Below are 22316 nucleotides of genomic sequence, written 5' to 3'. Positions count from 1 at the left end.
GGGATTGCCCAACACACAAAGCGGATAGTCATCCGCTTGTGTTAGCGTGCCCCCACCGAAACGGATATCTATCCGATTAACGCCGGCGGGGCAGTGGAGGGCGGACACGATGGAGCAGCGGGCAGTTGTCACGGCAGGGACTGGAGGCATCGGCCTGGAGACCGCGTCGGGTCCTGCGGAGCGCGGGTTCGCCGTCACCGTGGTCGGCCGCGATGCCGAGCGGGGTGCCCGCGCGGTCGAGCGGATCGCCGCGGTCGCCACCGGAGGCGGGCCACGGTTCATTGCCGTCGACCTCGCATCGCTGGGTGAGGTCCGGTCGCTCGCCGCCCGGCTGGCGGCCGAGGGGCCGCTGAAGGTCCTGGTCAACAACATCGGCGCGATGTTCACGCAACGGCGGCAGACCGTCGACGGGATCGAGGCGTCGTTCGCGGTCAACCATCTCTCGCCATATCTGCTGACCGAGTTGCTGCTCGACCGGCTCCGAGCCGGCGCTCCGAGCCGGATCGTGAACGTCAGCTCCGGTGCGATCCGCGTCGCCAAACGCACCTTCGACGCGGTCGAGCCGCCGGGCGGCTACTACGGCTTCCACTGGTACGGCCGGGCCAAGCTCGCCAACCTCGCCTACACCCTGGACCTGGCCGAGCGGCTGCGCGGCAGCGGCGTCACCGTCTTCGCCGCCGACCCCGGCGGTGCCGCGACCGATATGACCAACGGCACCATGACCTCACCCGGGATCGTCTCCCCGCCCTTGCGGCTGCTGTGGCCCCTGGTCCGCCGCACCTTCGAACGCTCCACCGCCGGCCCCGCGTCCGAGGCCGCCGAGCCATCCGTCGTCGCGGCCACCGATCCCGCACTCGACGGGCGGACCGGTCTGCTCATCGGCCCCCAGGCCCGCCCCGTTCCCCCGTTCCGCGGAAGCACCGACGCCCGGACCGTCACCGCCGTGCTCAAGCTCAGCCGACAGCTGGCACCCCTTCCGGACGGCCGTTGATGAAAGCCAACTGGCCGCTGACAGCCTGCTACAGAGATCCGGGAGACCTGCCGGAACTACCGCCGGTACCCGCTCCGCTGACATACACGCCGTAACCGGGTGACGCGCCACGGAGTCAGTGCCATCGCGCCCCCGCCCACGAGCAGGCTGCCGATGGCGATCCCCCAGCATGGCATCGAGTGTCCGGGCTGGTCCGTCCAGTCCCACCACCGGAACCGCCCCAGGCCGTCGACCTGCCAGTACGTCAGGGGGAACAGGGTGGCCAGCGGAAGGATCCAGGAGAATCTCCATCCCCATACCCGCCCGGACGCCAGGGCGAGCCCGACCCAGATCAGCAGGCCTCTCAGGAGCAGCAGAACGGTGTCCATGGGGCTGACGACTGCCTCTGCCACGACGAGCAGCACCGCCGCCACCGAGACGGTCCCGACGAGGAAGCAGATCTCGGCTCGCCTGAAGCCCCTCGCCGCCGTCTCCTCCAGGGAATCCATGGCGCTGCCGAGGCCGCCCACGGCGATCACCGCCAGAGCGAGAGGGATCTCGTGCCTCAGAGGGGTCGCGGAGGTTCCGCCGCCGCTGAAGGGAAAGTCGAGCCGGGCGGACCCGAACATCACATCGCACGCGATCACCACGGCCCAGCCCACGGCGATGCCACAGAAGCGATGAGCCCGCAGAAAGCGGATCCAGGAATCGCGGAGATCAAGCACAGCGCGTACCTTCGATCACCTTGATCCGCTTCTTCGCCCAGTCCTCCTGCACCTGCTGGGGCTGCTTGATCAGCCGTGCGATGGCTCTCTGGTCGACACCGGGCGGCCCTCCGTGAATGCCGGACGGCTGCCCGGCGCCGGAGATCCGGGCCGCGAGCCATGAGTCAAGCTCGAAGTACGCCATCATGCGCCGGTCTTCGGCGCTGCTGTTCACCGCCGAGCAGAACGGTGGAGTGGACGCCCGGGAGATTGTGATGGACATGCTGTCGGCCACCTCCCACATGGACCCTTCGAAGATCGAGAAGTCGGTGTCCTGCGCACTGTCGCCCTTCAGCCCTTCCTCGTAGAACGCCGAGGGGGAGGTGATGAAGGGAGGAAGTCCGGACACTCGCCTTGCCATCGCCTCGAGCCGCGGAATGTACATGCGTTCCTCGGGCCATACGCAGAGCTTCGGCTCGGTGCGCGTGCACATCGGAGCACTCGGATCGGCTCGCGCCGTCTGCACGGGTCCTGCCGTGATCACCCCTGCCAGGCATGCGACGGCCAGCGCCGAACTGCCGACGGCCGGCAGCCTGGCGATCACCTTGCCGCGTGCGCCGGTGTATCCGGGCAGCCCTCGTGGGGTGAGAGCGGCGACGGCCACCGCGGAGAGCGCCAGACCCCATCGAAGGGCGAGGTTCCCCGGAGTCACCTCCACGGCAGGGGCACCGGAGAGTACGAACAAGCCGGCCTTCATCGGGCCGCCGTTCATCGTCACTACCACGAAGCAGGCCAGACCGGAGACGACCGGGGTGGCGAAACCAGAGGGGTACCAGCGCCCGGCGATGTGGCCGACGGCGATGCACAGCACGATGAGCGCGGCACCCAGCAGCAGATAACTGGGCCACGGGAATCCGGGTCCGGCGTCGCGGTGACTGACTGCCGCGGCGACCACGGCGCCCACGGCGTAGGCGCCGCCACCATACACGGCGACTGCCGCGATCTGAGTCACCTCGATCTGCCATCTGGGCCGGGTTCCCGCAGTGTGCTGGTCCTCGAAGCCGAGTCGATGGATCCGGCCGGCAGCCCAGGCGGCGTAGGCCGCCAGGAAGGGGCCGAGATAGAAGGCGGGTATCTGGGCCGCCGCGCCGGCCTGTGGCCAGACGCCGATCCACCATTGGGCCCGTCCGAAAAGGACCGCCACGTCCAGGGAGACGAGGACGGGGAACCACCATCGCAGCGGAGAGCGCCGCAACTCCATCATGAGAATACGCATCAGGAGAGCACCCCCTGTCCCGACAGGGCCGCCATGTATCCGCGCTCCAACGGGCTGTCGCCCGCCACTCCCGACCGGGAGTTGCCCGCAAGGGCCTCGGGGGTACCGCGGAAGAGGAACCTTCCGGACTGCATGACGACGACCTGGTCGCAGACAGCCGCCACATCCTCGACGAGGTGGGTGCTCAGCACGATCGCCGAGCCCGTCAGTGATCTGATCAACTCGCGGAACTGCAAGCGTTGTTCCGGGTCCAGACCGACGGTCGGCTCGTCCAGGAGCAGCAGTCTCGGCGAGCCGACGATTGCCGCGGCAATGCCTGCGCGCCGCAGCATGCCACCGGAGAGGGACTTCATCCTGGCCTGCGCCCGTCCGTCGAGAAGGACCGAAGCGATCGCTTTCCCAGTCGCGCCGTGGGCCTCACCGTCAGGGACCCCGCGCAGCCAGGCGCTGTATCTGACGAAGTCGTAGACCGAGAAGGACGGGTAGTAGCCGAATTCCTGAGGAAGGTAGCCGATCATGGGGCGAGCCGCCCTCGCCGACCGCTCGGAGTGCACCCTTCTGCCGCAGATCTCCAGGGTCCCCTCCTGGGGAGGTGCAACCGTGGCAAGCGTCCGCAGAAGCGTGGTCTTTCCCGCACCGTTGGGGCCCAGAAGTCCATGGACCCCCACGCCGAGATCCCAGTCGAGTCCAGTGATCACCTGGTGCCGGCCATAGCCCTGAGTGATTCCCGATAACGATGCAACCGGTTCCACATTGTTCCTTTCACATGCGTGACCGGGTGCCGCCCGAGGGCGGCACCCGGTCACATCGCCTCTGTCCAGCGAGGCGCCTCAAGATGTGTACATGGCGAAACACCTTTCAAGATCGTACGTGCCCTCGGCTCCGCCCCGGGGCCGTACCGAACCGGTCAGGCGCCGGGCAGGACGCCGGTGCGGGCGACCTCCGAGTACCAGCGGGCGCTGGCCTTGGGGATACGCGTGCCGGTCGGGTAGTCCACATAGACGGCTCCGAAGCGCTTGCCGTAGCCGTGCGCCCACTCGAAGTTGTCCAGGAGCGACCACAGGAAGTAGCCGCGGACATCCGCGCCGTCCACAACGGCCTGATGGACGGCGGCCAGGTGGCCGCGCAGATAGGCGATCCGGTCGGGGTCGTTGACCTGGCCGGCAGGGTCCGCGTAGTCGTCGAACGCCGCACCGTTCTCGGTGATGACCAGCGGCAGTTCCGGGAAGTCGGATGCCAGCCGGCGCAGCACGTCGTACAGGCCCGTGGGGTCGACGGCCCAGCCCATGGCGGTGGTGTCGCCGGGCGGCTGGTGGAAGGCGACCCGGCCGGCCCCCGGCCAGGGGCTGTGGTCGCTTCTGCCGTGTCCGTCCGAGGCGTGGGTACCGCTGTCGTCGGCCTCCGAGACGACGGTGGGGGTGTAGTAGTTGACGCCGAGGAGGTCGAGCGGCTGGTGGATCTGCTGGAGGTCGCCCTCGCGTACGAAGGACCAGTCCGTCAGTCCCGCGGTGTCCTTGAGCAGGTCCTCGGGGTAACTGCCCTGCAGCATCGGGCCGGTGAAGACCCGGTTGGCGAGCGCGTCGATCCGGCGGACCGCATCGGCGTCGGCGGCACTGCCGGTGAGCGGGCGGACCTGGTGGATGTTGAGCGTGACCGCGCACTCGGAGGCGGCGGGGATGCGGTCGCGCAGTGCCTGGACAGCCAGACCGTGGCCCAGGTTGAGGTGATGGGCGGCGCGCAGGGCGGCGACCGGGTCGGTGCGGCCGGGGGCGTGGACGCCGGAGCCGTAGCCGAGGAAGGCGCTGCACCAGGGCTCGTTGAGGGTGGTCCAGGTCTTCACCCGGTCGCCCAGGGCGTCCGCGGCGAGGGCCGCGTACTCGGCGAACCGCTCGGCCGTGGCGCGCTCGGGCCAGCCCCCGGCGTCCTCCAGCTCCTGCGGCAGGTCCCAGTGGTAGAGCGTGGCGACGGGCTTGATGCCCTTGTCCAGCAGCTCGTCGACGAGGCGCCGGTAGAAGTCCAGGCCCTTCTGGACGGCGGGGCCGCGGCCGGTGGGCTGGATCCGGGGCCAGGCCAGGGAGAAACGGTAGGCGCCGAGGCCGAGGTCGGCCATCAGGGCGACGTCCTCACGCCAGCGGTGGTAGTGGTCGGTGGCGATGTCGCCGGTGTCGCCGTTGCGGACCCGGCCCGGGGTACGGGCATAGGTGTCCCAGATGGACGGGGTGCGGCCGTCCTCGGAGGCCGCGCCCTCGATCTGGTAGGAGGCGGTCGCGGAACCCCAGAGGAAGCCCTCCGGGAAGGTGCGTGCGCTGTCGGGGGTGGCCCCGTTCTCCTGTGCTGCGATGGCCACGTGAGTCCTTTCGAGTGGGGGTGGTTCGTGCGAGAGCGCGTCCGGGCGGGTGTGGAGGGGCCCGATGCCCTCGCGCCGGGTCGATGCGCCCGCGGCCGAGCCCGGCGCGGAGGCGGCGAGCGGCTCAGCCCTTGACGGCGCCCGCCATGATGCCGCCGACGATCTGGCGGCCGAAGACGATGAACATCGCCAGCAACGGCAGAGTGCCGAGCAAGGCACCCGCCATGATCAGTGACTGGTCACGGACATAACCGGCGCTGAGCTGGGTGAGCGCGACGGGAACCGTCGGGTTGCTCATGTCGAGCACCACGAACGGCCAGAAGAAGTCGTTCCACGCCTGCACAAACGTGATCATGAACAGGACGGCCATCGCGGGGCGCGCGATGGGCAGGACGATGCTCCAGAAGATCCGCAGCGAGTGTGCTCCGTCCACGCGTCCGGCCTCGACGAGCTCGTCCGGCAGTGCCTCCGAGAGGTACTGGCGCATGAAGAACACTCCGACCGCGCTCACCAGAGTGGGGAAGATGACGGCGGGCAGCTGCTGCGACCAGCCGAGCTCGGACATCATCATGAACAGCGGTACGACGCCCAGTTGAGGCGGCACCAGCATGGTGCCGATCACCAGCATCAGCAGGGCGTTGCGTCCCTTGAACCGCAGCTTGGCGAAGGCGAAGCCCGCCAGCGTCGCGAACAGCACCGTGGACAGGGCGATCACTCCGGCCACGATCAGACTGTTGATCATGGCTTTGCCCATCGCCGCCTCGTCCCAGGCGCGGGCGAGGTTGCTGAACAGGTTCGGGCCGGGCAGGAACGGCGGTGGTGTCTGGCTGACCCGGGTGTTGTCGGTGGAGGCCGCCACCATCGTCCAGTACAGCGGGAAGATGGACAGGATCGCCATGACGGCGAGCAGGACATAGGCGAGCGGGCCCGCGTGATGCTGGCGACCGGCGCCCTGGCGCAGCAGCCGGCGGCCACCGCGTCGGGTCTTCCCGATGGGGGTCCGGACCGGGGTGTCTGTCCGGACCGCGAGGCTTTCAGTGGTCATGACGGCTCCTGGTCAGGACGTACGGGAGCGCAGACGCGCGATCATGCGCTGCACCACGAAGACGAGCACGAGCAGCAGGAACATCGCCCAGGCGATCGCCGCCGCGCGCCCCATCTGGTAGTTGTTCCAGCCCTCCTCGTACAGCAGCAGGCCCAGCGTCTGGTACTGGTTGTCCGCACCGCCGGTGACCCCGTTCGGTCCCTGGCCGAAGATCAGCGGTTCACCGAAGAGCTGGGTCGCGCCGATCGTGGAGAGCACGATGGTGAAGACGATGGTGGAGCGGATCCCGGGAACGGTGACATGGGTGAACTGCTTCCACCGCGAGGCGCCGTCGATGGAGGCCGCCTCGTACCGCTCGGCGGGGATGGCCTGCATGCCGGCCAGGTAGAGCAGCGCGTTGTAGCCGGTCCAGCGCCAGATGACGATGGTGGAGATCGCGAGCTGGGCGGGCCACTTGTTGGCCTCCCAGTCCACCGGGCCCAGACCGACCAGGCCGAGCCCCCAGTTGATCATGCCGAAGTCGCGTTCGAAGAGCATGGTGAACACGAGAGCCGCGGCGCCGACCGAGGTGGCGTAGGGGACCAGCGACGCCACCCGGAAGAAGAGCGAATTGCGCATCTTGTAGTTGAGCAGATGCGCCAGACCGAGCGCCATCAGCAGCTGCGGCACCGTGGAGATGATGCCGATGGTGATGGTGTTCTGCAGCGCGTTCCAGAACCTGGAGTCGTTCCAGAGGGCGATGTAGTTGTCGAGGCCCAGCCAAGTCATCGAGTCGAGAGTGGCCAGTTCGACCCGGTGCAGGGAGATCCACGACGTGTAGACGAGGGGATAGAAACTGAACGCGGCGAAGATGACGAAGAACGGCGCGACGAACGTGTACGGCGCGCCCTTGACGTCCAACCGGTGCAGCAGCGCGCTGCGCCGGCTTCGGCCGGTGCCCTGGCCGCCCGACTTCGGGGACGGGCTCGGACGCTCCTCGCCGGCCAGGGCCTTGGGGGTGGAGGTGGCCACCGGACTTCCTTCCTGAGGGCGGGTGTGTCAGCCGGCCCGGGCCCGCCCGCAGGCGTGCGGGCCCGGGCGGCCGGAGGCTCGGCAGGTCAGCCGACGGCCTTCCCGATGCGCTCCACGGTGGTGTTCCACGCCTTGTCACGCGCGGTGCCCTGCTCGACCAGCACCAGTCCCCGGGTGAAGGTGTCCTTGATCGCGCCGTCCTTGCGGCCGAGGATCTGCTTGTCCGGGATCTCCTTCGCGGCGGCGCCGAAGATCTGGCCGATCGGTGCGTCGCTGAAGTATTCCGAGGTAACGTTCTTAACGTCCTCCCGGTCCAACGCCTCCTTCGAGGAAGGCAGGTTGCCCAGCTTCTTGAAGATGGTGGCCTGCTGCTCCGGCGCGGTCAGCCATGCGACGAGGTCCTGGGCCTCCTTCTTCACCGGGCTGGCGTTCACCACACCGAGGAAGGAGCCACCCCAGTTGGCTCCCTTGGGGGCCTGTGCCACATCCCATTTGCCCTTGTTCTGCTCGCCGGCCTTCTCACTGATGTGGCTGAGCATCCACGCGGGGCACACCGCGGTGGCGAAGGTGCCGTTGGCCAGGCCCGGGTCCCAACCCGGCTGGAACTGACGGAGCTTGGCGCTCAGTCCGGCATCGGCGGCATCGGCGGAGAGGTTCCAGGCTTCCTTGACGGCCGGGTTCTTGTCATAGATCAGCTTGCCCTGCTCGTCGTAGTACTGCTCGGAGTAGCCGTAGACCATGGCGTTGAACAGGCCGCTGACCGAGTCCATGTACGCCACCCGGCCGCCCTGGAAATTCTTCTTGAAGGTACGGCCGACGTCGACGTACTTCTTCCAGTCACCGGCCCACAGCTGGGAGACCTTGTCGCGGTCGGTGGGCAGACCGGCCTTCTCGAAGTAGTCCTTGCGGTAGCAGACGGCCATCGCGCCGCTGTCGGTGCCGAGACCCAGGACCTTGCCGTCCTCGGTGGTGATCTGGGACTGCTTCCAGGGCAGGAAGTGGTCGGTGCCCCCCGCCTTGGAGAAGTCCGCGAACTTGTCGGCCCGGGTCTCGGCGATCTCCCTGGCCCGGCCGATCTCGATGCCCTGGATGTCCTTCAGGCCGTCCCCGGCGGCCAGATGCGTCTGCAGCGCGGTGTAGTACGTCTGCTCGTCACCGGCTATCTCGGCCTTGATCGTGACGTCGGGGTGCTCCTTCTCGTACTGCTCCAGAAGGCCCGACTCCTTGAAGCCCATCACCCCGTACATGCCCATGGTGATGACGACCTTGCCGTCCTTCTTGCTGCCACCCGTGGTCGAGTCGTTACTGCTGCAGCCGACGACCAGTAACAGCGCGGCGGCGGCCGCGGCTGCCGCGACCGTCTTCGCGCGCATCGAACCGAGACTGCTCATGGATCTCCTCCTAGCGGCGACGCCGACACATCGGATTGATGCGTTCCGCGATGACCACAGCGGCTCTGGCGAATGATGGGAACGTTCCCAATGCGGGGTGGGAACGTTCCCACCGCCGCCTCGAAGACTCGCGCCGACTCACCCGTATGTCAATGACTTGAACGCAACCGGCGACCGGCCGAGGGGCCCGGTGCATGATCGTCCGGGCTCGTGGGGGTGCTCCACCAGGGCGGTGTCTGCAAGAATTGCCGCTGGTCACCCTGCGGCTCGCGTCGCCGCGGCTGCCGAGAAGGGAAGCACATGGCTGGCAACCGCCGTCCTACGATCAAAACGGTCGCCGCCCGTGCCGGTGTCGGGCGGACCACGGTGTCGCGGGTCGTCAACGGCTCGGATCTGGTGAGTGCGGACGCACGGTCCAGGGTCCTTGCGGCGATCAAGGAGCTCAACTACGTCCCCGACTCGGTCGCCCGCGGCCTGGTGACCAGCCGTACCAACTCGGTGGCCCTGGTGATCCCGGAATCCGAGAGCCGGCTCGGTTCGGAGCCGTTCTTCGCCGCGCTGATCCGAGGGGTCAGCGCGGCGCTCGCCGAGAGCCGGACCCAGCTGCAGCTGATGCTGGTCCGCGACCAGGCCGAACGGGACCAGCTGACCGAGTCGGTGGCGACACGCCGCGTCGACGGCGTCCTTCTGGTCTCCGTCCATGCCGACGACCAACTGCCGGGCATGCTCGAGGACATGGGCCTGCCCACCGTGCTGGCCGGACGCCGCGGTGCGGACGAGCGGTTGAGCTATGTGGGGTCCGACAATGCCGGCGGAGCCGCCGAGGCGGTCCGGCACCTGCTGGGCCGCGGGAGGACGAAGATCGCCACCATCACCGGGCCGCTGGACATGGACGTCGGCCGCAGCCGACTCGCCGGCTGGCGCACCGCCCACCAGGAGGCGGGGGTGCCCGCAAGTGAACTCCTCGTCGAAGTGGGCGACTTCACCTTGGAAGGTGGCGTCCGTGCGATGCGTTCGCTTCTCGAACGCATCCCGGACCTGGACGCCGTCTTCGCCGCCTCCGACCTCATGGCCGTCGGCGCCCTGGCCGAACTGCGCCGCAGCCGACGGCAGGTACCCGGTGACATCGCCGTCGTCGGCTTCGAGGACTCCATCCTCGCCCGTCACACCGACCCGCCCCTGACGACGGTGCGCCAGCCGGTGGAGGAGGTGGGCCGCACGATGGCCCGGATACTCACGGACATCACTCTGCACGGCGCAGACCGGCAGCAGGTGACCCTGCCGACGGAGCTGGTGGTGCGCGAGTCGTCCTGACGGGCGCGGCAGAAGGCCTGGGCACGCCGCTCACCGCGGGAGCGGTGCACCGGCCGTGGCCGCTGCGCGGAAGTCGGGTGTCGGGTGTCGGGTGTCGGGCGTCGGGCGTCGGGCGTCGGGCGTCGGGCGTCGGGCGTCGGGCGTCGGGCGTCGGGCGTCGGGCGTCGGGCGTCGGGCGTCGGGCGTCGGGCGTCGGCGAACTGTAACGATGCGCCCCGTTTCCCGAGTGGAGGCCGTGGTCGCCTGCGCGGCGATGCGCCCGCCACCACCCGTCATGGCCCGTCACGGCCCTTCGTCGACGGCTGTGCCAGGGCGGCCGCTTCGCGGGGAACTGCCTGTCACCACGGCCATACGGACGAGTGTCGCCGCGGGTCGGCCGCGGTCACCGGCAATGCCCGGTCGTCGCCTCCGCGCAGGCGTAGAGGCGGAGAAGTGTCCGGCCCTTGTCGCGACTGCAAGCTCTTGCAGAAAGTCGCAGAAATCTCTGTCAGAGTGGTTGACGCGTACACCTCCCCGGCGGGAGGCTCCTCCGCGAATCCCCTGTGTACGGGGCCCATTTGCCGTCGGTGGCCGGGATCGTTCATGGCCGCCGCCTGCCCGGATCACCCCCCATGTCCGTACACCCGAAGGAGCCGCACATGAGATCCCGCGTCGTCAGCGGAGCCCTCGCCGCGCTGGTCGCCGCGGCGGGGCTGGTCGGCGTTCCTCAGGGCCGGGCGAGCGCTGCGCCGCCCGGCACCAAGGACGTCACCGCCACGCTGTTCCAGTGGAACTGGAAGTCGGTCGCCACCGCCTGCACCGACCAACTGGGTCCGGCCGGCTACGGCTATGTCGAAGTCTCCCCCGCCACCGAGAACATCCAGGGCGGGCAGTGGTGGACCTCCTACCAGCCGGTCAGCTACAAACTGCAGAACCGGCTGGGGAGCGAGTCCGACTTCAAGGACATGATCAGCACCTGCCACCGTGCCGGTGTGAAGGTCGTCGCCGACGCGGTCATCAACCACATGTCCGCCGGATCGGGCACCGGCACGGCCGGCACCAGCTACACCAAGTACAACTACCCCGGCTACTACCAGAACCAGGACTTCCACTCCTGCCGTCAGGACATCACCAACTACCAGGACCGCACCAACGTCCAGAACTGTGAACTCGTCGGCCTGGCCGACCTGGACACCGGCAGCGACTACGTCCGTTCCACCATCGCCGGGTATCTGAACCATCTGATCTCACTCGGCGTGGACGGGTTCCGCGTCGACGCCGCCAAGCACATGGCGGCCGCGGACCTGGCGGGCATCAAGTCCAAGCTGAGCAACCCGGGCGTCTACTGGGCCCAGGAGGTCATCTACGGCGCCGGCGAGGCCGTACAGCCGAGCGAGTACCAGGGCACCGGCGACGTGGACGCGTTCCAGGGCGCCTATGACCTGAAGCGGATCTTCACCTCGGAGAAGCTGTCCTACCTCAGCCAGTGGGGCGAGTCGTGGGGCGCGGGCTATCTGCCCGGTGCCAAGGCCCGCACCTTCGTGGACAACTGGGACACCGAACGCAACGGCTCCACCCTCAACTACAAGAACGGCAACACCTATACCCTGGCCAACGTCTACATGCTGGCCTGGCCCTACGGCTCGCCCAATGTCTACTCCGGCTACGAGTTCTCCGACAACGACGCGGGCCCGCCCGCCGGCGGTCAGGTCAACGCCTGCTACAGCAACGGCTGGAAGTGCCAGCACGCCTGGCCGCAGATCGCGGGAATGGTCGGCTTCCGCAATGCCGTCGCCGGCACGGGCGTGACCAACTGGTGGTCCAACGGCAACAACGCCATCGCCTTCGGCCGCGGCAGCAAGGGCTATGTCGTCATCAACCACGAAGGCGGCTCGATCAGCCAGACGTTCCAGACCTCGCTGCCGGCGGGCACCTACTGCGACGTCCAGCACGGCGGCGCCGCCTACACCGTCGGCTCGGACGGCAGGGTCTCCGCCACCGTGGGCGCGGGTGACGCCCTCGCCCTCTACACCGGCGCCCCCTGCGGCGGCGGCACTACCACCCCGGCCGCCGCGACCTCCTTCGCCGTGAACGCCACGACCGTCCCGGGACAGAACATCCACCTCGTCGGGGACGTGTCCGCGCTCGGTGGCTGGGACACCTCCAAGGCGCTGCTGATGAGCTCGGCGAGTTATCCCGTCTGGAAGCTCGACGTGAGCCTGCTGGCCGGAACACCGTTCCAGTACAAGTACATCCGCAAGGACGCCGGCGGGAACGTCACCTGGGAGTCCGGTGCCAACCGCACCGCGACCGTGCCCTCGTCGGGGAAGCTCGCCCTCGACGACACCTGGCGCAGCTGATCTCGTCCCGCGCGGCCCCTGGCGGGTCGCCTCCGAGTCCATGACCATCTGGTCCAGCGACTCGGAGGCGGCCCGCCGAAGCGGTGGTACGGCCCAGGGCGCGACGGCACATGCGCCGAAACCGCCTCCGTTCTCCGTCGAGGTTTGGACGGTGTCTTTGGGGCTACCCGTGGCGAAGCCCGGAAATCAGGCAGTACGCCCATGGAACGAAGGACACTGCGATGAGTACAGCGGAGCAGGAACGGGCCCAGGCGGCGAAGCTGCCGGCCGATGACGTGGTCGGGCTCCTCCTTCAGCAGCACGCGCGCATCAGGGATCTGTTCGACGACGTCAAGAGCGCTGAGGGCCGGCACAAACAGCAGGCCTTCGATGAACTGCGCGCGGTCCTCGCGGTGCATGAGACCGCGGAGGAGATGATCGTACGGCCGGTCGCCGGTGCCACCGCCGGGCGTGCGGAAGCCGATGCGCGGAACCACGAGGAGGCGGAGGCCGGCAAGGTTCTCGCCCGGCTGGAGAAGATGGACGTCAGCAGTCCCGAGTTCGACGACCTCCTGGCCCGGTTCGAGAAAGCCGTGAGCGACCATGCCGACAACGAGGAGCGCGAGGAGTTCCCCGCGGTGCATGAGGGCCGCACCGAGGAGCAGCTGATCCGTATGGGGAAGCAACTGCTGGCAGCGGAGAAGATCGCGCCCACCCATCCGCATCCCACCACGGCGGGCTCGCCGATGGCGCAGTGGGCCGTCGGCCCCCTGGCGTCCCTGATCGACCGGACGAAGGACGCGATCCGATCGGCCGGGGCACAGGGCTGAGGCAGCAGAGGCGAGAACGCCTGCCGACAGCGAAGGAGTGCAGTCCCGTGACCTCCGGAACCCCGAATCCCCGGCCAGGGGAGCACGACGAGAAGGACAGGCAGCTCGACCGCTTCCGTGCCGCACCCGAGTCCGACGCCCTCACCACGGATCAGGGCGTCCGGGTCGACGACACGGACAACGCGCTGCGTGCCGGTGAGCGCGGTCCGACCCTGCTGGAGGACTTCCACAACAGGGAGAAGATCACCCACTTCGACCATGAGCGCATACCGGAACGTGTGGTGCACGCCCGGGGCTCGGGAGCGTACGGCTACTTCGAGCCGTACGAGTCGCTGGCCGAGTACACCTGTGCCGACTTTCTCCAGGAACCGGGGCGCCGCACACCGGTGTTCGTACGCTTCTCCACCGTCCAGGGGCCGCGGGGCTCGGCGGACACCGTGCGGGACGTGCGTGGCTTCGCCACCAAGTTCTACACGCGCCAGGGCAACTACGACCTCGTCGGCAACAACTTCCCGGTGTTCTTCATCCAGGACGCCATCAAGTTCCCCGACTTCGTGCACGCGGTGAAGATGGAACCGGACAGCGAGATGCCCACGGGTGCCTCGGCGCACAACACCTTCTGGGACTTCTGCTCACTGCAACCGGAGTCCACCCACATGCTGATGTGGCTGATGTCCGACCGGGCCATTCCCCGCAGCTTCCGGATGATGCAGGGCTTCGGTGTGCACACCTTCCGCTTCGTCGACGCCGAGGGGCGCGGGACGTTCGTCAAGTTCCACTGGAAGCCTCGGCTCGGCGTCAACTCCCTGGTGTGGGACGAGGCGCAGATCGCCGCCGGCCGGGACCCGGACTTCAACCGCCGGGACCTGTGGGAGGCCATCGAGTCGGGCGACTTCCCGGAGTACGAGCTGGGTGTGCAGTTGGTGGCCGAGAAGGACGAGGACGCCTTCGACTTCGATCTCCTGGACGCCACCAAGATCATCCCCGAGGAACAGGTTCCGGTACGGCCCATAGGCCGTATGGTCCTGGACCGCAACCCGCAGAACTTCTTCGCGGAGACCGAACAGGTCGCCTTCCACACGGCCAACGTCGTCCCCGGGATCGACTTCACCAACGACCCGCTGCTCCAGGGCCGTAACTTCTCGTACCTGGACACCCAGTTGATCCGGCTCGGTGGACCCAACTTCGCTCAGCTGCCGGTCAACCGGCCCATAGCCGACGTCAACACCAACCACCGTGACGGCTACGGCCAGCAGGTCATCCAGTCCGGGGACAGCTACTTCCCCAACTCGCTGAGCGGCGGCTGCCCCGCGCATGCCGGCGCTGCTGACACCACCGGTGTCTTCCGGCACTACCAGGAACGGGTCGCGGGCGAGAAGGTCCGGGTGCGCAGCGAGAGCTTCAAGGACCACTACAGCCAGGCGACGCTGTTCTGGAACAGCATGTCGGACTGGGAGAAGGCGCATGTCGTCGAGGCGTTCCGCTTCGAACTCGGCAAGGTCGGCTCGACCGAGGTGCGCGAACGCATGGTGGGCAATCTGGCCCACGTCCACGGAGATCTGTCCGCCGCGGTGGCCGCGGGCCTCGGGCTGCCCGCGCCGCAACCGGCCTCCGGCATCCGTACCCACGCGTCGCCGGCGCTGAGCCAGGAGAACCTCGGCGGCCACGGCATCCGTACCCGCAAGGTCGCCGTTCTGGCGGCGGACGGCACCGACGTCGAGGATGTCGAGACGGTGCGCGGCAGGCTCACCGAGGAAGGCGCCCTGGTCGAGGTGCTCGCGGCGGATGAGGGCAGCGTGCACGGTGCCGACAGCGAGGTGCTGAAGGTGGACCGCGCCCTGCCGACCATGGCATCCGTGCTGTACGACGCCCTGTTGGTACCCGGCGGCAAGCAGGCCGTGCAGACCCTGATGGACGACCCGGCCGCGGTGCGCTTCGTGGAGGAGAGCTACCGTCACGGCAAGCCGATCGCCGTCGAGGGCGACGGCGCTCAGATGCTGGCCGCCGCCAGGCTGCCGGCCGAGGTGCTGAACGGCGGTTCCGCCGCGGAACAGGGCGTGATCATCGGTGACGGCGCCGAAGGCATCGCCGACACCTTCGTGGGCGCGATGGAACACCACCGCTTCATGCACCGCCCCGGACTGCTGAACCCGGGCGCGATCGACTGAGCGCCGGGCGTGTGCCGGACTCCCCTCACCCGGACGGACCGTACGGCACTGTCCGGGTGAGGGGATGTGACGCGCAGCCCCGGGGCGACCGGACGGCGGGCGCGGGGTGTCAGCTCTTGCGGAGGTCGGGGGCGGGGACGCCGATCAGTAGGTGGCGCAGGGCGTCCCAGGCGGTGCGCAGGGCTCGGGTGACCGAGGGCGAGTCGCTGCCCATGATCCGCACCCAGGCGCCGCAGTCGTCGGGAAGGACGCTCACTCCGAAGGCCGGCCCGGTGGTCAGCAGGGCTTGGTGCAGGGTGTCGGCGACCTCCGTCGCGGGGGCGAGCGGGGTGACCGCGTAGAGCGTGGCCATCAGGTCGTGGCCGGAGAAGACCGCCGGGCCGGTCACCGAGCCGGGCTCGTGCGGATCCAGGCGTACGGTGTCCACCACCAGCATTTCCCCGTCGGGGCGTTCGATCTCCAGGTCGCTGAAGAGCAGGCGGTAGGCGTGGCGTTCGCCGCGGGCCAGCCGGCCGGCCGCGATCGTCTCGCCCAGCAGCACGGTGGCGGTGGGGTCGACGGTCACCCGGGTGTGCTGGTAGAAGCGCGCGTCCCGGTAGGGGATCAGCGGGTCGGGCAGGTACTCGACGTAACTACCGGGTCCGGCGGTGAGGTTGACGACCTGGGTGGCGTGGTCGAACTCCACGCGGTGCAGCTTGGTGGCGGCCTGTGTGGTCAGGTGCACCGCGGTGCCGGGGCCGCAGTCGATGTCCATGCGGTTGCGGTCGGCCTGGACGATGCCGCCGCCGGTGGACATCAGATAGGTCACCGGCATGTCGGGCCGCAGCGGGTCCACATACAGCGGACGCATGATCTGGAGCGGTGACTTCTGGTAGCGGTCGACGAGTTCGGTGCGGTCGCCGACCCGCGCATAGCGCAGTTCGAGCAGACCGACCTTGCCGGGGCGCCCGGCGGCCAGAGTGTCCGGGGTGCCGGTGAGGCCGAGCATCCGGTCCGGTACCCGCCGGGGTTCATAGTGTGCGGGGTCCAGTCGCGCGGGCGCCTCGGTCATGCGGAAGCCGCTTCCGGGAGGTCCTGCTGTGCGGCCTCGTGGGCCAGGAGGAAGTCGGCGATCGTGTCCAGGCCCTCTCCGGTCAGGGAGTTGGTCAGCACCACCGGTCGCCCCTCCCGGACGCGTCGGGCGTCCGACTCCATCACGGACAGGTCGCACCGCACATACCGGGCGATGTCGATCTTGTTGATGACCAGGAGCTCGCACTCGGTGATGCCCGGGCCCCGCTTGCGCGGCATCTTGTCGCCCTCGGCCGTGTCCAGCACGAACAGGAAGAGGTCGACGAGCGCCGGGCTGAAGGTGAGCGTCAGGTTGTCGCCGCCGCTCTCGAAGAGCAGCGTGTCCACCTCGGGGAAGCGCTCCAGCATCTCGTCCGCCGCGGCCTGGTTCATCGTCGGGTCGTCCCGAACCGCGGTGTGCGGGCAGGCTCCGGTCTCGACGCCGACGATCCGGTCCGCGGCAAGGACTCCGTCCAGGGTGCGCCGGACATGGGCGGCGTCCTCGGAGGTGTAGATGTCATTGGTGATCACGGCGGGGGTCCGGCCGCGCCCGATCAGCACCGGGACGAGCGCCTCGATCAGCGCGGTCTTGCCGGAGCCGACCGGCCCGGCGATGCCGACGCGCAGCACGCCGTCCTTGGGGCGCTGCACGAACTCGTCGTGGTCGTGGTGGTGGGAGCCTCGGACCTGTGTGGGGTCGTGCATGGTGATCCTTTGTCCGGAGTGGGGGTGTTTTCGCGTTGCGGGGAGGCCGCTAGCTCGCGAACAGCCGGGCTTCGGCGCGCTCGTGGCGGCCGGCCATGACGTCCGCGACGGGCACGCATCCGCCGAGGTCGGCCAGCTCCCGGTGCAGGGCCGCCGATACGGTCTCCTCGATCACCGGGGCGGCGGCGTGCAGCACGACCTGGGCCCGGCGGTGGTCGGTGAGCCGCAGCCGCAGAGCGGCCCCCACGAAGCTGGCCGCGAAGGCGAACAGCTCGCAGGTGACCGCCTGCCGTGCGGTCAGCCCGTTGGCCGCGTGGACGACGCCCGCGACGACCGGCTGACAGCCGCGCACCGCGCCGTCCCGGTACAGGGCCCGGTACCGCTCGATCTCCGCTGCGCCGTAGACCTCGCCGGCCAGGTCCAGCAGCTGGCGTCCGGTGCGGACGGCGGCCTGCCGGGCCTCGCGGCCCAGCTTGGTGGCGTACAGGCGCCGCTCCACGGCCACCACCTGGTCCCAGTCGTCCGCGCTCACCGCGCGGTGAGCGAGGGCCAGGGCGGTCGCGTCGGCCGGTCCCGCGCTGTGGCGGAGCAGGTCGTGGAGGAGTGCGGGCAGGCTGCGCGGGGTGACCTCACGGGCCTGCTGGAAACCCTCCAGACCGTGGGAGAGGGTGTAGTAGCCGCTGGGGAAGGCCGAGTCGGTGAGCTGGAGCCCGGTCAGCAGCGCCGGGATCGGCATCGGGTCGTTCACGCCGGGGTTCCGTTCCTGCCGGGTGGCCGTCCGTGGCGGTCCGGCCGTCGGTGGCCGCCGGGCGCGCGGGGCGCCCGACGGGCCGTCAAAAGGGCTGGTCAGACGATGTAGAAGAGCTGGTTGAGCGGGAGGCGCTCGGCCGGCTCGATGGTGGCGGGCTCACCGTCGACGGTGACCTTGTAGGTCTCCGGGTCCACCTCGATGCGCGGCAGCGCGTCGTTACGGACCATGTGCTCCTTGCCCACCGTGCGGCAGCGCCGCACCGGCTCGATCCGGCGCTGGAGACCGAGCTCCTGCGGGACGCCCGCGGCGATGGACGCCTGGGACATGAAGGTGACCGAGGTGCGCTGCCTGGCGCGGCCGAGGGCACCGAACGCCGGGCGGTAGTAGACCGGCTGCGGGGTCGGCAGGGAGGCGTTGGGGTCACCCATCAGGGACCAGTTCACCATGCCGCCCTTGATGATCATCTTGGGCTTGGCGGCGAAGGAATTGATCGGCCAGAGCACGATGTCGGCGAGTTTTCCGGGCTCCAGCGAGCCGATCACATCGGAGGCACCCACCGCGATCGCCGGGTTGATGGTGAGCTTGGCCAGATAGCGCAGCACCCGCGCGTTGTCGTTGCGGGAGGTGTCCTCGGCGAGCGAGCCGCGCAGCTCCTTGCAGTGGTGCGCGGTCTGGAAGGCGCGGGCGAAGGACTCGCCGACCCGGCCCATGGCCTGGGAGTCGGAGGAGAAGATGCTGATCACGCCGAGGTCATGCAGGACCGTTTCTGCCGCGATGGTCTCGGCGCGCACCCGGCTGTCGGCGAAGGAGACGTCCTCGGGGATGTTGCGGGAGAGGTGGTGGCAGACCATCACCATGTCCAGCAGCTCGTCCACCGAGTTGATGGTGTACGGCAGCGTGGGGTTGGTGGAGGCCGGCAGCACATTGGGCTCGCCGGAGATCCGCATGATGTCGGGGGCGTGACCGCCGCCGGCGCCCTCGGTGTGGAAGGTGTGGATGGTCCGGCCGTCGATCGCGGACAGGGTGTCCTCGAAGAAGCCGCCCTCGTTGAGGGTGTCGGTGTGGATGGCGAGCTGGATGTCGTGCTCGTCGGCGACCCGCAGCGCGTTGTCGATGGAGGCGGGGGTGGCGCCCCAGTCCTCGTGCACCTTGAGACCGGCCACACCCGCGTCGACCTGCTCGCGCAGCGCCTCGGGCAGGCTGCCGTTGCCCTTGCCGAGGAGACCCACGTTGACCGGCAGGTCCTCGACGGCCTCCAGCATCCGGTGGATGTTCCACGGGCCGGGGGTGCAGGTGGTGCCGTTGCTGCCGTCGGTCGGGCCGGTGCCGCCGCCGAAGAAGCTGGTGATGCCGTTGGACAGCCCTTCCTGGGCCTGCTGCGGCGAGATGAAGTGGATGTGGGTGTCGATGCCGCCGGCGGTGGCGATCAGATGCTCGCCGGAGATCACCTCGGTGCCGGGGCCGATCACGAGCTTGGGGTCCACGCCGTTCTGCAGGCGCGGGTTGCCGGCCTTGCCGATGCCGACGATCAGGCCGTCGCGTACACCGATGTCGCCCTTGACGACACCGACCACCGGGTCCAGGACCACCACATTGGTGATCACCAGGTCCAGGGCGCCCTCGCGGTTGAGCGCGGCGGGGTCCTGGGCCATGCCGTCGCGGATGGCCTTGCCGCCGCCGTAGACGGCCTCGTCGCCGTAGGAGCCGGCGTTGTGGTCGTGCTCGACCTCGACGATCAGGTTGGTGTCGGCGAGGTGGAACCGGTCGCCCACGGTGGGACCGAACAGGTCCGTGTACTGCTTGCGCGGGATGATGGCCATCAGGCGTCGGCCCCCTCGTTCTCGGTGCCGTCGGTGGCGGCGAATCCCAGTTCTGCGGCGCGGCGCAGCGCGGCGCGCTTGGTGTCGCCGGAGTTCAGGCCCCCGTCGACGAGTCCGGCGAAGCCGACGAGTCGGCGGGTGCCGCCGAAGGCGCACAGCTCGACCTCGCGGGTGTCACCGGGCTCGAAGCGCACGGCCGTGCCCGAGGGGATGTCCAGATGCATTCCGTAGGCGGCCTCGCGGTCGAACCGCAGCGCGCGGTTCACCTCGAAGAAGTGATAATGGGAGCCGACCTGGACAGCCCGGTCACCGGTGTTCGCGACGGTGAGGCTCATCTTGGCCCGGTCGGCGTTGATCTCCACGGGGTCGTCCCCGTAGAGGTAGTGGGCTCCACCCGACATCGTTGTCTCCTCGGTGTTTCAGGCGGTGGTTCAGGCGCTGATCGGGTCGTGGCAGGTGACCAGCTTCGTCCCGTCGACGAACGCCGTCTCGACCTGGAGCACGGTGAGCATCTCGCGCACTCCGGGCATGACGTCGTCGGCGGAGACGACCTTGCGGCCCAGCTCCATGCACTCCGCCACGGTGTGGCCGTCGCGGGCGGCCTCCAGGACGGCTTCGGTGATCAGCGCGGCGGCTTCGCTGTAGTTGAGCTTGGTGCCCCGGGCCTTGCGGCGCCGGGCCAGGTCCGCCACCACATAGACATGGAGTTTGTCGATTTCCCGCGGTGCGAGGTTCATGGCGTCACTTCGCTTTCTCGAACGAGATGCCGGGCCGCTCCAGCGCTGGAGCGGCCGCCAGGAAGAGCCAGGTCGTCACGACGAACGGCCAGGTGAAGGGGGATCCGCCGGAGGGCTGGGCGAAGGCCTGCCAGGCGGCGGTGAAGGGGACCGAGGCCACCGCGGCGAGCGTGGCGTACCCGGCGGTCCACGGAGTGAGGGTCAGGAAGGTCGCGGCCAGCGCGATGGCGACGAGCACCGCGTTGTAGCCGTAGAGCCCCTCGGCGATCCGGTCGGCGGGCAGGCCCATGGCGCAGGCGGTCAGGATCGCGACGACACTGCCGCAGGCGGCGGCGAGGGCGGCGGTCCGGGAGGCGACGAGCAGCCCGACGAGCAGCAGCAGGCCCGCGTACCACGTGTCGAGGAAGAAGACCTGACCGATGTCGTTGCAGAACGCCCGACCCAGTTCCGCGGCCGACAGGGCGGTGAACCCGACGGTGGGGATCGGCGGGGCGGTCGCGGCCGGGGAGGTCGGCAGCGCACTCGCCAGCGCCCCGGCGACCAGGCAGAACGGGGCCGTCAGCGCGGGCAGCCCGAGGCGCCCCAGCAGACGGCCGGCCGCGGCACTCAGCACCGAACAGACGGCTCCGGCGATGACGGCGAGCACCGCGGTCCGCCACGAGGCGTCCAACCGGACGACGATGGCGATGCCGGTCAGGCAACCGCAGTAGCCCTCCAGCCCTTTGGTCAGACCGTCGCGGTCGGCGCCCAGTACGGCGGCCGCCGCGGTGGACGCTGCCGCGCCGAGCAGACCGTAGACGCCGATCTGCCAACTGCCCGCGAACAACGCGATGGTGAAAAGCAGCCCGGTCCATGGGCTCGCACTGAGTGCGACCTGTGCGACGCCCCGCAACTGTATCCGCCCGACTTCCGCCGGAGCCCAGCTTCCGGGCTGCACCACCTGCCCTGCCACAGGCATTCCTTCTCCCTGATAGAGGACACGTCGAATTCGCCAACACCCGTTGATCCAAGGGGTGTCGACACTTGATCACTTCCTTCGGAACACTACGCCCGACCCAGACAAGCACATTTTCGTAACGATCAGTGATCAATCAGCTTCGGAAAGGGATCAATGCTGGTGGCGAGGGCTCATAAGTCGGCCGGATTTATCGGGGGCTTGAGTTTAGTGGAGAAGTTTTGAAGAACCCCTGAGGTCGTTATGAAGAAAGGTTGACCAAGTAAATTGAAAAAGGCGCGAGGTTTATACTCCAGCCACCCCGACCCTGAGGCTCCGCCGAGGAGCAGCTGTCGATCGTCGATGCCTTGACAGCTCTGCCGTTCCGCGAACAGGAAGGCCAGTCGAAGACGCACCATGGATGGGGCAGGTCCGGGTATCACATCGCTGGCCTCCGGCAGAGCCGGAACTTCTAGTACTCCAGCTGCAGATTGCGATCTTCATGTCCGACTCGCGGCTTGTCTCCGGTAATGGCTGGCCCGAGCTCGGGCCTCGGGGCGACGTCACCAGGCGGACCAGGCGAGCCGGTGGGTCACGTCGCGCACGGGCCGCCTTTCCGGCCTGGAAGGTCTCCTCCACTCGCCATCTGGACCCCGCGACGCGGACCGGTGTGGCCAGGGTATCCGCGCGGAACTTCCTGGTGCCGGTGGTGACTTCGTGGGAGCAGGCGACGCCAGGCGCTGGACACCGACGGTGTGCGTGCCCTTTTTCACGTCCCCGGTCTCGTCGACCACCAGCACCGCATCCTCGTCGCGTAGACGCTCCAGCACGTACTCACGCACGTCATCGCGCACGCGGTCGGCATCCCACCTGGCCCGGCCGAGCAAGATCACGGAGTCCTGCTGGTGACTGGGGACCTGGCCCGATAAATACTGAGCCCAAGAT

At 68.9% G+C, this 22316-nt stretch carries 19 protein-coding genes and 1 pseudogene; 5 read left to right on the top strand and 15 right to left on the bottom strand.

Annotation, left to right across the window (positions count from 1 at the left end; all coding sequences use genetic code 11):
• Positions 1–109 precede the first annotated feature (109 nt).
• The gene (locus CP978_RS30945; protein WP_043446353.1) at positions 110–991 is read left to right on the top strand and encodes an SDR family NAD(P)-dependent oxidoreductase; all 882 of its coding nucleotides are present in this window, start codon (positions 110–112) and stop codon (positions 989–991) included.
• Positions 992–1047: 56 nt separating this feature from the next.
• On the opposite strand, the gene CP978_RS30940 is transcribed toward CP978_RS30945, so the two are convergent.
• From CP978_RS30940 to CP978_RS30910, 7 genes are all read right to left on the bottom strand, one after another.
• Complete coding sequence (locus CP978_RS30940; RefSeq protein WP_043446350.1) at positions 1048–1695, bottom strand: hypothetical protein; 648 nt, start codon at positions 1693–1695, stop codon at positions 1048–1050.
• A complete protein-coding gene (locus CP978_RS30935) occupies positions 1688–2950 on the bottom strand; it encodes a hypothetical protein (RefSeq protein ID WP_052454400.1) in 1263 nt (420 codons plus the stop codon). The genes CP978_RS30940 and CP978_RS30935 overlap by 8 nt, the downstream gene beginning before the upstream one ends.
• On the bottom strand, positions 2950–3618 hold the full coding sequence (locus CP978_RS30930; RefSeq protein WP_227745664.1) for an ATP-binding cassette domain-containing protein: 669 nt from the start codon (positions 3616–3618) through the stop codon (positions 2950–2952). The genes CP978_RS30935 and CP978_RS30930 overlap by 1 nt, the downstream gene beginning before the upstream one ends.
• 239 nt (positions 3619–3857) lie before the next feature.
• Positions 3858–5297 (bottom strand): GH1 family beta-glucosidase, encoded by a 1440-nt coding sequence (locus tag CP978_RS30925; RefSeq protein ID WP_043446347.1) that lies wholly within the window; start codon positions 5295–5297, stop codon positions 3858–3860.
• Between the two features lie 124 nt (positions 5298–5421).
• Positions 5422–6342 carry a carbohydrate ABC transporter permease gene (locus CP978_RS30920; RefSeq protein ID WP_043446345.1) on the bottom strand — a complete coding sequence of 307 codons (921 nt, stop codon included), beginning with the start codon at positions 6340–6342 and terminating at the stop codon, positions 5422–5424.
• A gap of 12 nt (positions 6343–6354) precedes the next feature.
• A complete protein-coding gene (locus CP978_RS30915; RefSeq protein ID WP_043446343.1) occupies positions 6355–7353 on the bottom strand; it encodes a carbohydrate ABC transporter permease in 999 nt (332 codons plus the stop codon).
• Positions 7354–7439: 86 nt separating this feature from the next.
• On the bottom strand, positions 7440–8744 hold the full coding sequence (locus CP978_RS30910; RefSeq protein ID WP_043446341.1) for an ABC transporter substrate-binding protein: 1305 nt from the start codon (positions 8742–8744) through the stop codon (positions 7440–7442).
• A gap of 300 nt (positions 8745–9044) precedes the next feature.
• Here CP978_RS30910 and CP978_RS30905 point away from each other — a divergent pair, with 300 nt between their 5' ends.
• The 4 genes from CP978_RS30905 to CP978_RS30890 all read left to right on the top strand — a co-directional run bounded on the left by CP978_RS30905 (position 9045) and on the right by CP978_RS30890 (position 15374).
• The gene (locus CP978_RS30905; protein WP_043446339.1) at positions 9045–10058 is read left to right on the top strand and encodes a LacI family DNA-binding transcriptional regulator; all 1014 of its coding nucleotides are present in this window, start codon (positions 9045–9047) and stop codon (positions 10056–10058) included.
• 638 nt (positions 10059–10696) lie between these two features.
• The gene (locus CP978_RS30900; RefSeq protein WP_043446337.1) at positions 10697–12397 is read left to right on the top strand and encodes a carbohydrate-binding module family 20 domain-containing protein; all 1701 of its coding nucleotides are present in this window, start codon (positions 10697–10699) and stop codon (positions 12395–12397) included.
• Positions 12398–12618: 221 nt separating this feature from the next.
• The gene (locus CP978_RS30895) at positions 12619–13206 is read left to right on the top strand and encodes a hemerythrin domain-containing protein (protein WP_043446335.1); all 588 of its coding nucleotides are present in this window, start codon (positions 12619–12621) and stop codon (positions 13204–13206) included.
• A 47-nt stretch (positions 13207–13253) separates the two neighbouring features.
• Positions 13254–15374 carry a catalase gene (locus tag CP978_RS30890; RefSeq protein ID WP_052454399.1) on the top strand — a complete coding sequence of 707 codons (2121 nt, stop codon included), beginning with the start codon at positions 13254–13256 and terminating at the stop codon, positions 15372–15374.
• A 109-nt stretch (positions 15375–15483) separates the two neighbouring features.
• Here CP978_RS30890 and CP978_RS30885 read toward each other — a convergent pair whose 3' ends face one another.
• The 8 genes and pseudogenes from CP978_RS30885 to CP978_RS30850 all read right to left on the bottom strand — a co-directional run.
• A complete protein-coding gene (locus CP978_RS30885) occupies positions 15484–16425 on the bottom strand; it encodes an urease accessory protein UreD (RefSeq protein ID WP_043446332.1) in 942 nt (313 codons plus the stop codon).
• The gene (ureG, locus tag CP978_RS30880; protein WP_079162406.1) at positions 16422–17129 is read right to left on the bottom strand and encodes an urease accessory protein UreG; all 708 of its coding nucleotides are present in this window, start codon (positions 17127–17129) and stop codon (positions 16422–16424) included. The genes CP978_RS30885 and ureG overlap by 4 nt, the downstream gene beginning before the upstream one ends.
• Before the next feature lie 49 nt (positions 17130–17178).
• The gene (locus CP978_RS30875; RefSeq protein WP_043449941.1) at positions 17179–17865 is read right to left on the bottom strand and encodes an urease accessory protein UreF; all 687 of its coding nucleotides are present in this window, start codon (positions 17863–17865) and stop codon (positions 17179–17181) included.
• A gap of 110 nt (positions 17866–17975) precedes the next feature.
• The gene (gene ureC, locus CP978_RS30870) at positions 17976–19700 is read right to left on the bottom strand and encodes an urease subunit alpha (protein ID WP_043446329.1); all 1725 of its coding nucleotides are present in this window, start codon (positions 19698–19700) and stop codon (positions 17976–17978) included.
• Complete coding sequence (locus tag CP978_RS30865; RefSeq protein WP_043446326.1) at positions 19700–20101, bottom strand: urease subunit beta; 402 nt, start codon at positions 20099–20101, stop codon at positions 19700–19702. The genes ureC and CP978_RS30865 overlap by 1 nt, the downstream gene beginning before the upstream one ends.
• Before the next feature lie 30 nt (positions 20102–20131).
• The gene (locus CP978_RS30860; protein ID WP_043446323.1) at positions 20132–20437 is read right to left on the bottom strand and encodes an urease subunit gamma; all 306 of its coding nucleotides are present in this window, start codon (positions 20435–20437) and stop codon (positions 20132–20134) included.
• A 4-nt stretch (positions 20438–20441) separates the two neighbouring features.
• Entirely contained in the window at positions 20442–21395 is a 954-nt protein-coding gene (locus CP978_RS30855) for an urea transporter (RefSeq protein WP_043446320.1), read from the bottom strand.
• Between the two features lie 713 nt (positions 21396–22108).
• Positions 22109–22258, bottom strand: a pseudogene (locus CP978_RS30850) (transposase); the annotation flags it as partial.
• Between the last annotated feature and the right edge of the window lie 58 nt (positions 22259–22316).

Source organism: Streptomyces nodosus (assembly GCF_008704995.1).
Taxonomy (GTDB): domain Bacteria; phylum Actinomycetota; class Actinomycetes; order Streptomycetales; family Streptomycetaceae; genus Streptomyces; species Streptomyces nodosus.
This window is presented reverse-complemented; position numbering and strand designations above follow the sequence as displayed.

Bases quoted from the DNA above. Each gene is read 5' to 3' on its own strand.
- CP978_RS30885 (WP_043446332.1), bottom strand. From the start codon at position 16,425: ATGACCGAGGCGCCCGCGCGACTGGACCCCGCACACTATGAACCCCGG.
- ureC (WP_043446329.1), bottom strand. From the start codon at position 19,700: ATGGCCATCATCCCGCGCAAGCAGTACACGGACCTGTTCGGTCCCACC.
- ureG (WP_079162406.1), bottom strand. From the start codon at position 17,129: ATGCACGACCCCACACAGGTCCGAGGCTCCCACCACCACGACCACGAC.
- CP978_RS30865 (WP_043446326.1), bottom strand. From the start codon at position 20,101: ATGTCGGGTGGAGCCCACTACCTCTACGGGGACGACCCCGTGGAGATC.
- CP978_RS30860 (WP_043446323.1), bottom strand. From the start codon at position 20,437: ATGAACCTCGCACCGCGGGAAATCGACAAACTCCATGTCTATGTGGTG.
- CP978_RS30895 (WP_043446335.1), top strand. From the start codon at position 12,619: ATGAGTACAGCGGAGCAGGAACGGGCCCAGGCGGCGAAGCTGCCGGCC.
- CP978_RS30875 (WP_043449941.1), bottom strand. From the start codon at position 17,865: ATGCCGATCCCGGCGCTGCTGACCGGGCTCCAGCTCACCGACTCGGCC.
- CP978_RS30855 (WP_043446320.1), bottom strand. From the start codon at position 21,395: ATGCCTGTGGCAGGGCAGGTGGTGCAGCCCGGAAGCTGGGCTCCGGCG.
- CP978_RS30920 (WP_043446345.1), bottom strand. From the start codon at position 6,342: ATGACCACTGAAAGCCTCGCGGTCCGGACAGACACCCCGGTCCGGACC.
- CP978_RS30910 (WP_043446341.1), bottom strand. From the start codon at position 8,744: ATGAGCAGTCTCGGTTCGATGCGCGCGAAGACGGTCGCGGCAGCCGCG.
- CP978_RS30935 (WP_052454400.1), bottom strand. From the start codon at position 2,950: ATGCGTATTCTCATGATGGAGTTGCGGCGCTCTCCGCTGCGATGGTGG.
- CP978_RS30905 (WP_043446339.1), top strand. From the start codon at position 9,045: ATGGCTGGCAACCGCCGTCCTACGATCAAAACGGTCGCCGCCCGTGCC.
- CP978_RS30900 (WP_043446337.1), top strand. From the start codon at position 10,697: ATGAGATCCCGCGTCGTCAGCGGAGCCCTCGCCGCGCTGGTCGCCGCG.
- CP978_RS30945 (WP_043446353.1), top strand. From the start codon at position 110: ATGGAGCAGCGGGCAGTTGTCACGGCAGGGACTGGAGGCATCGGCCTG.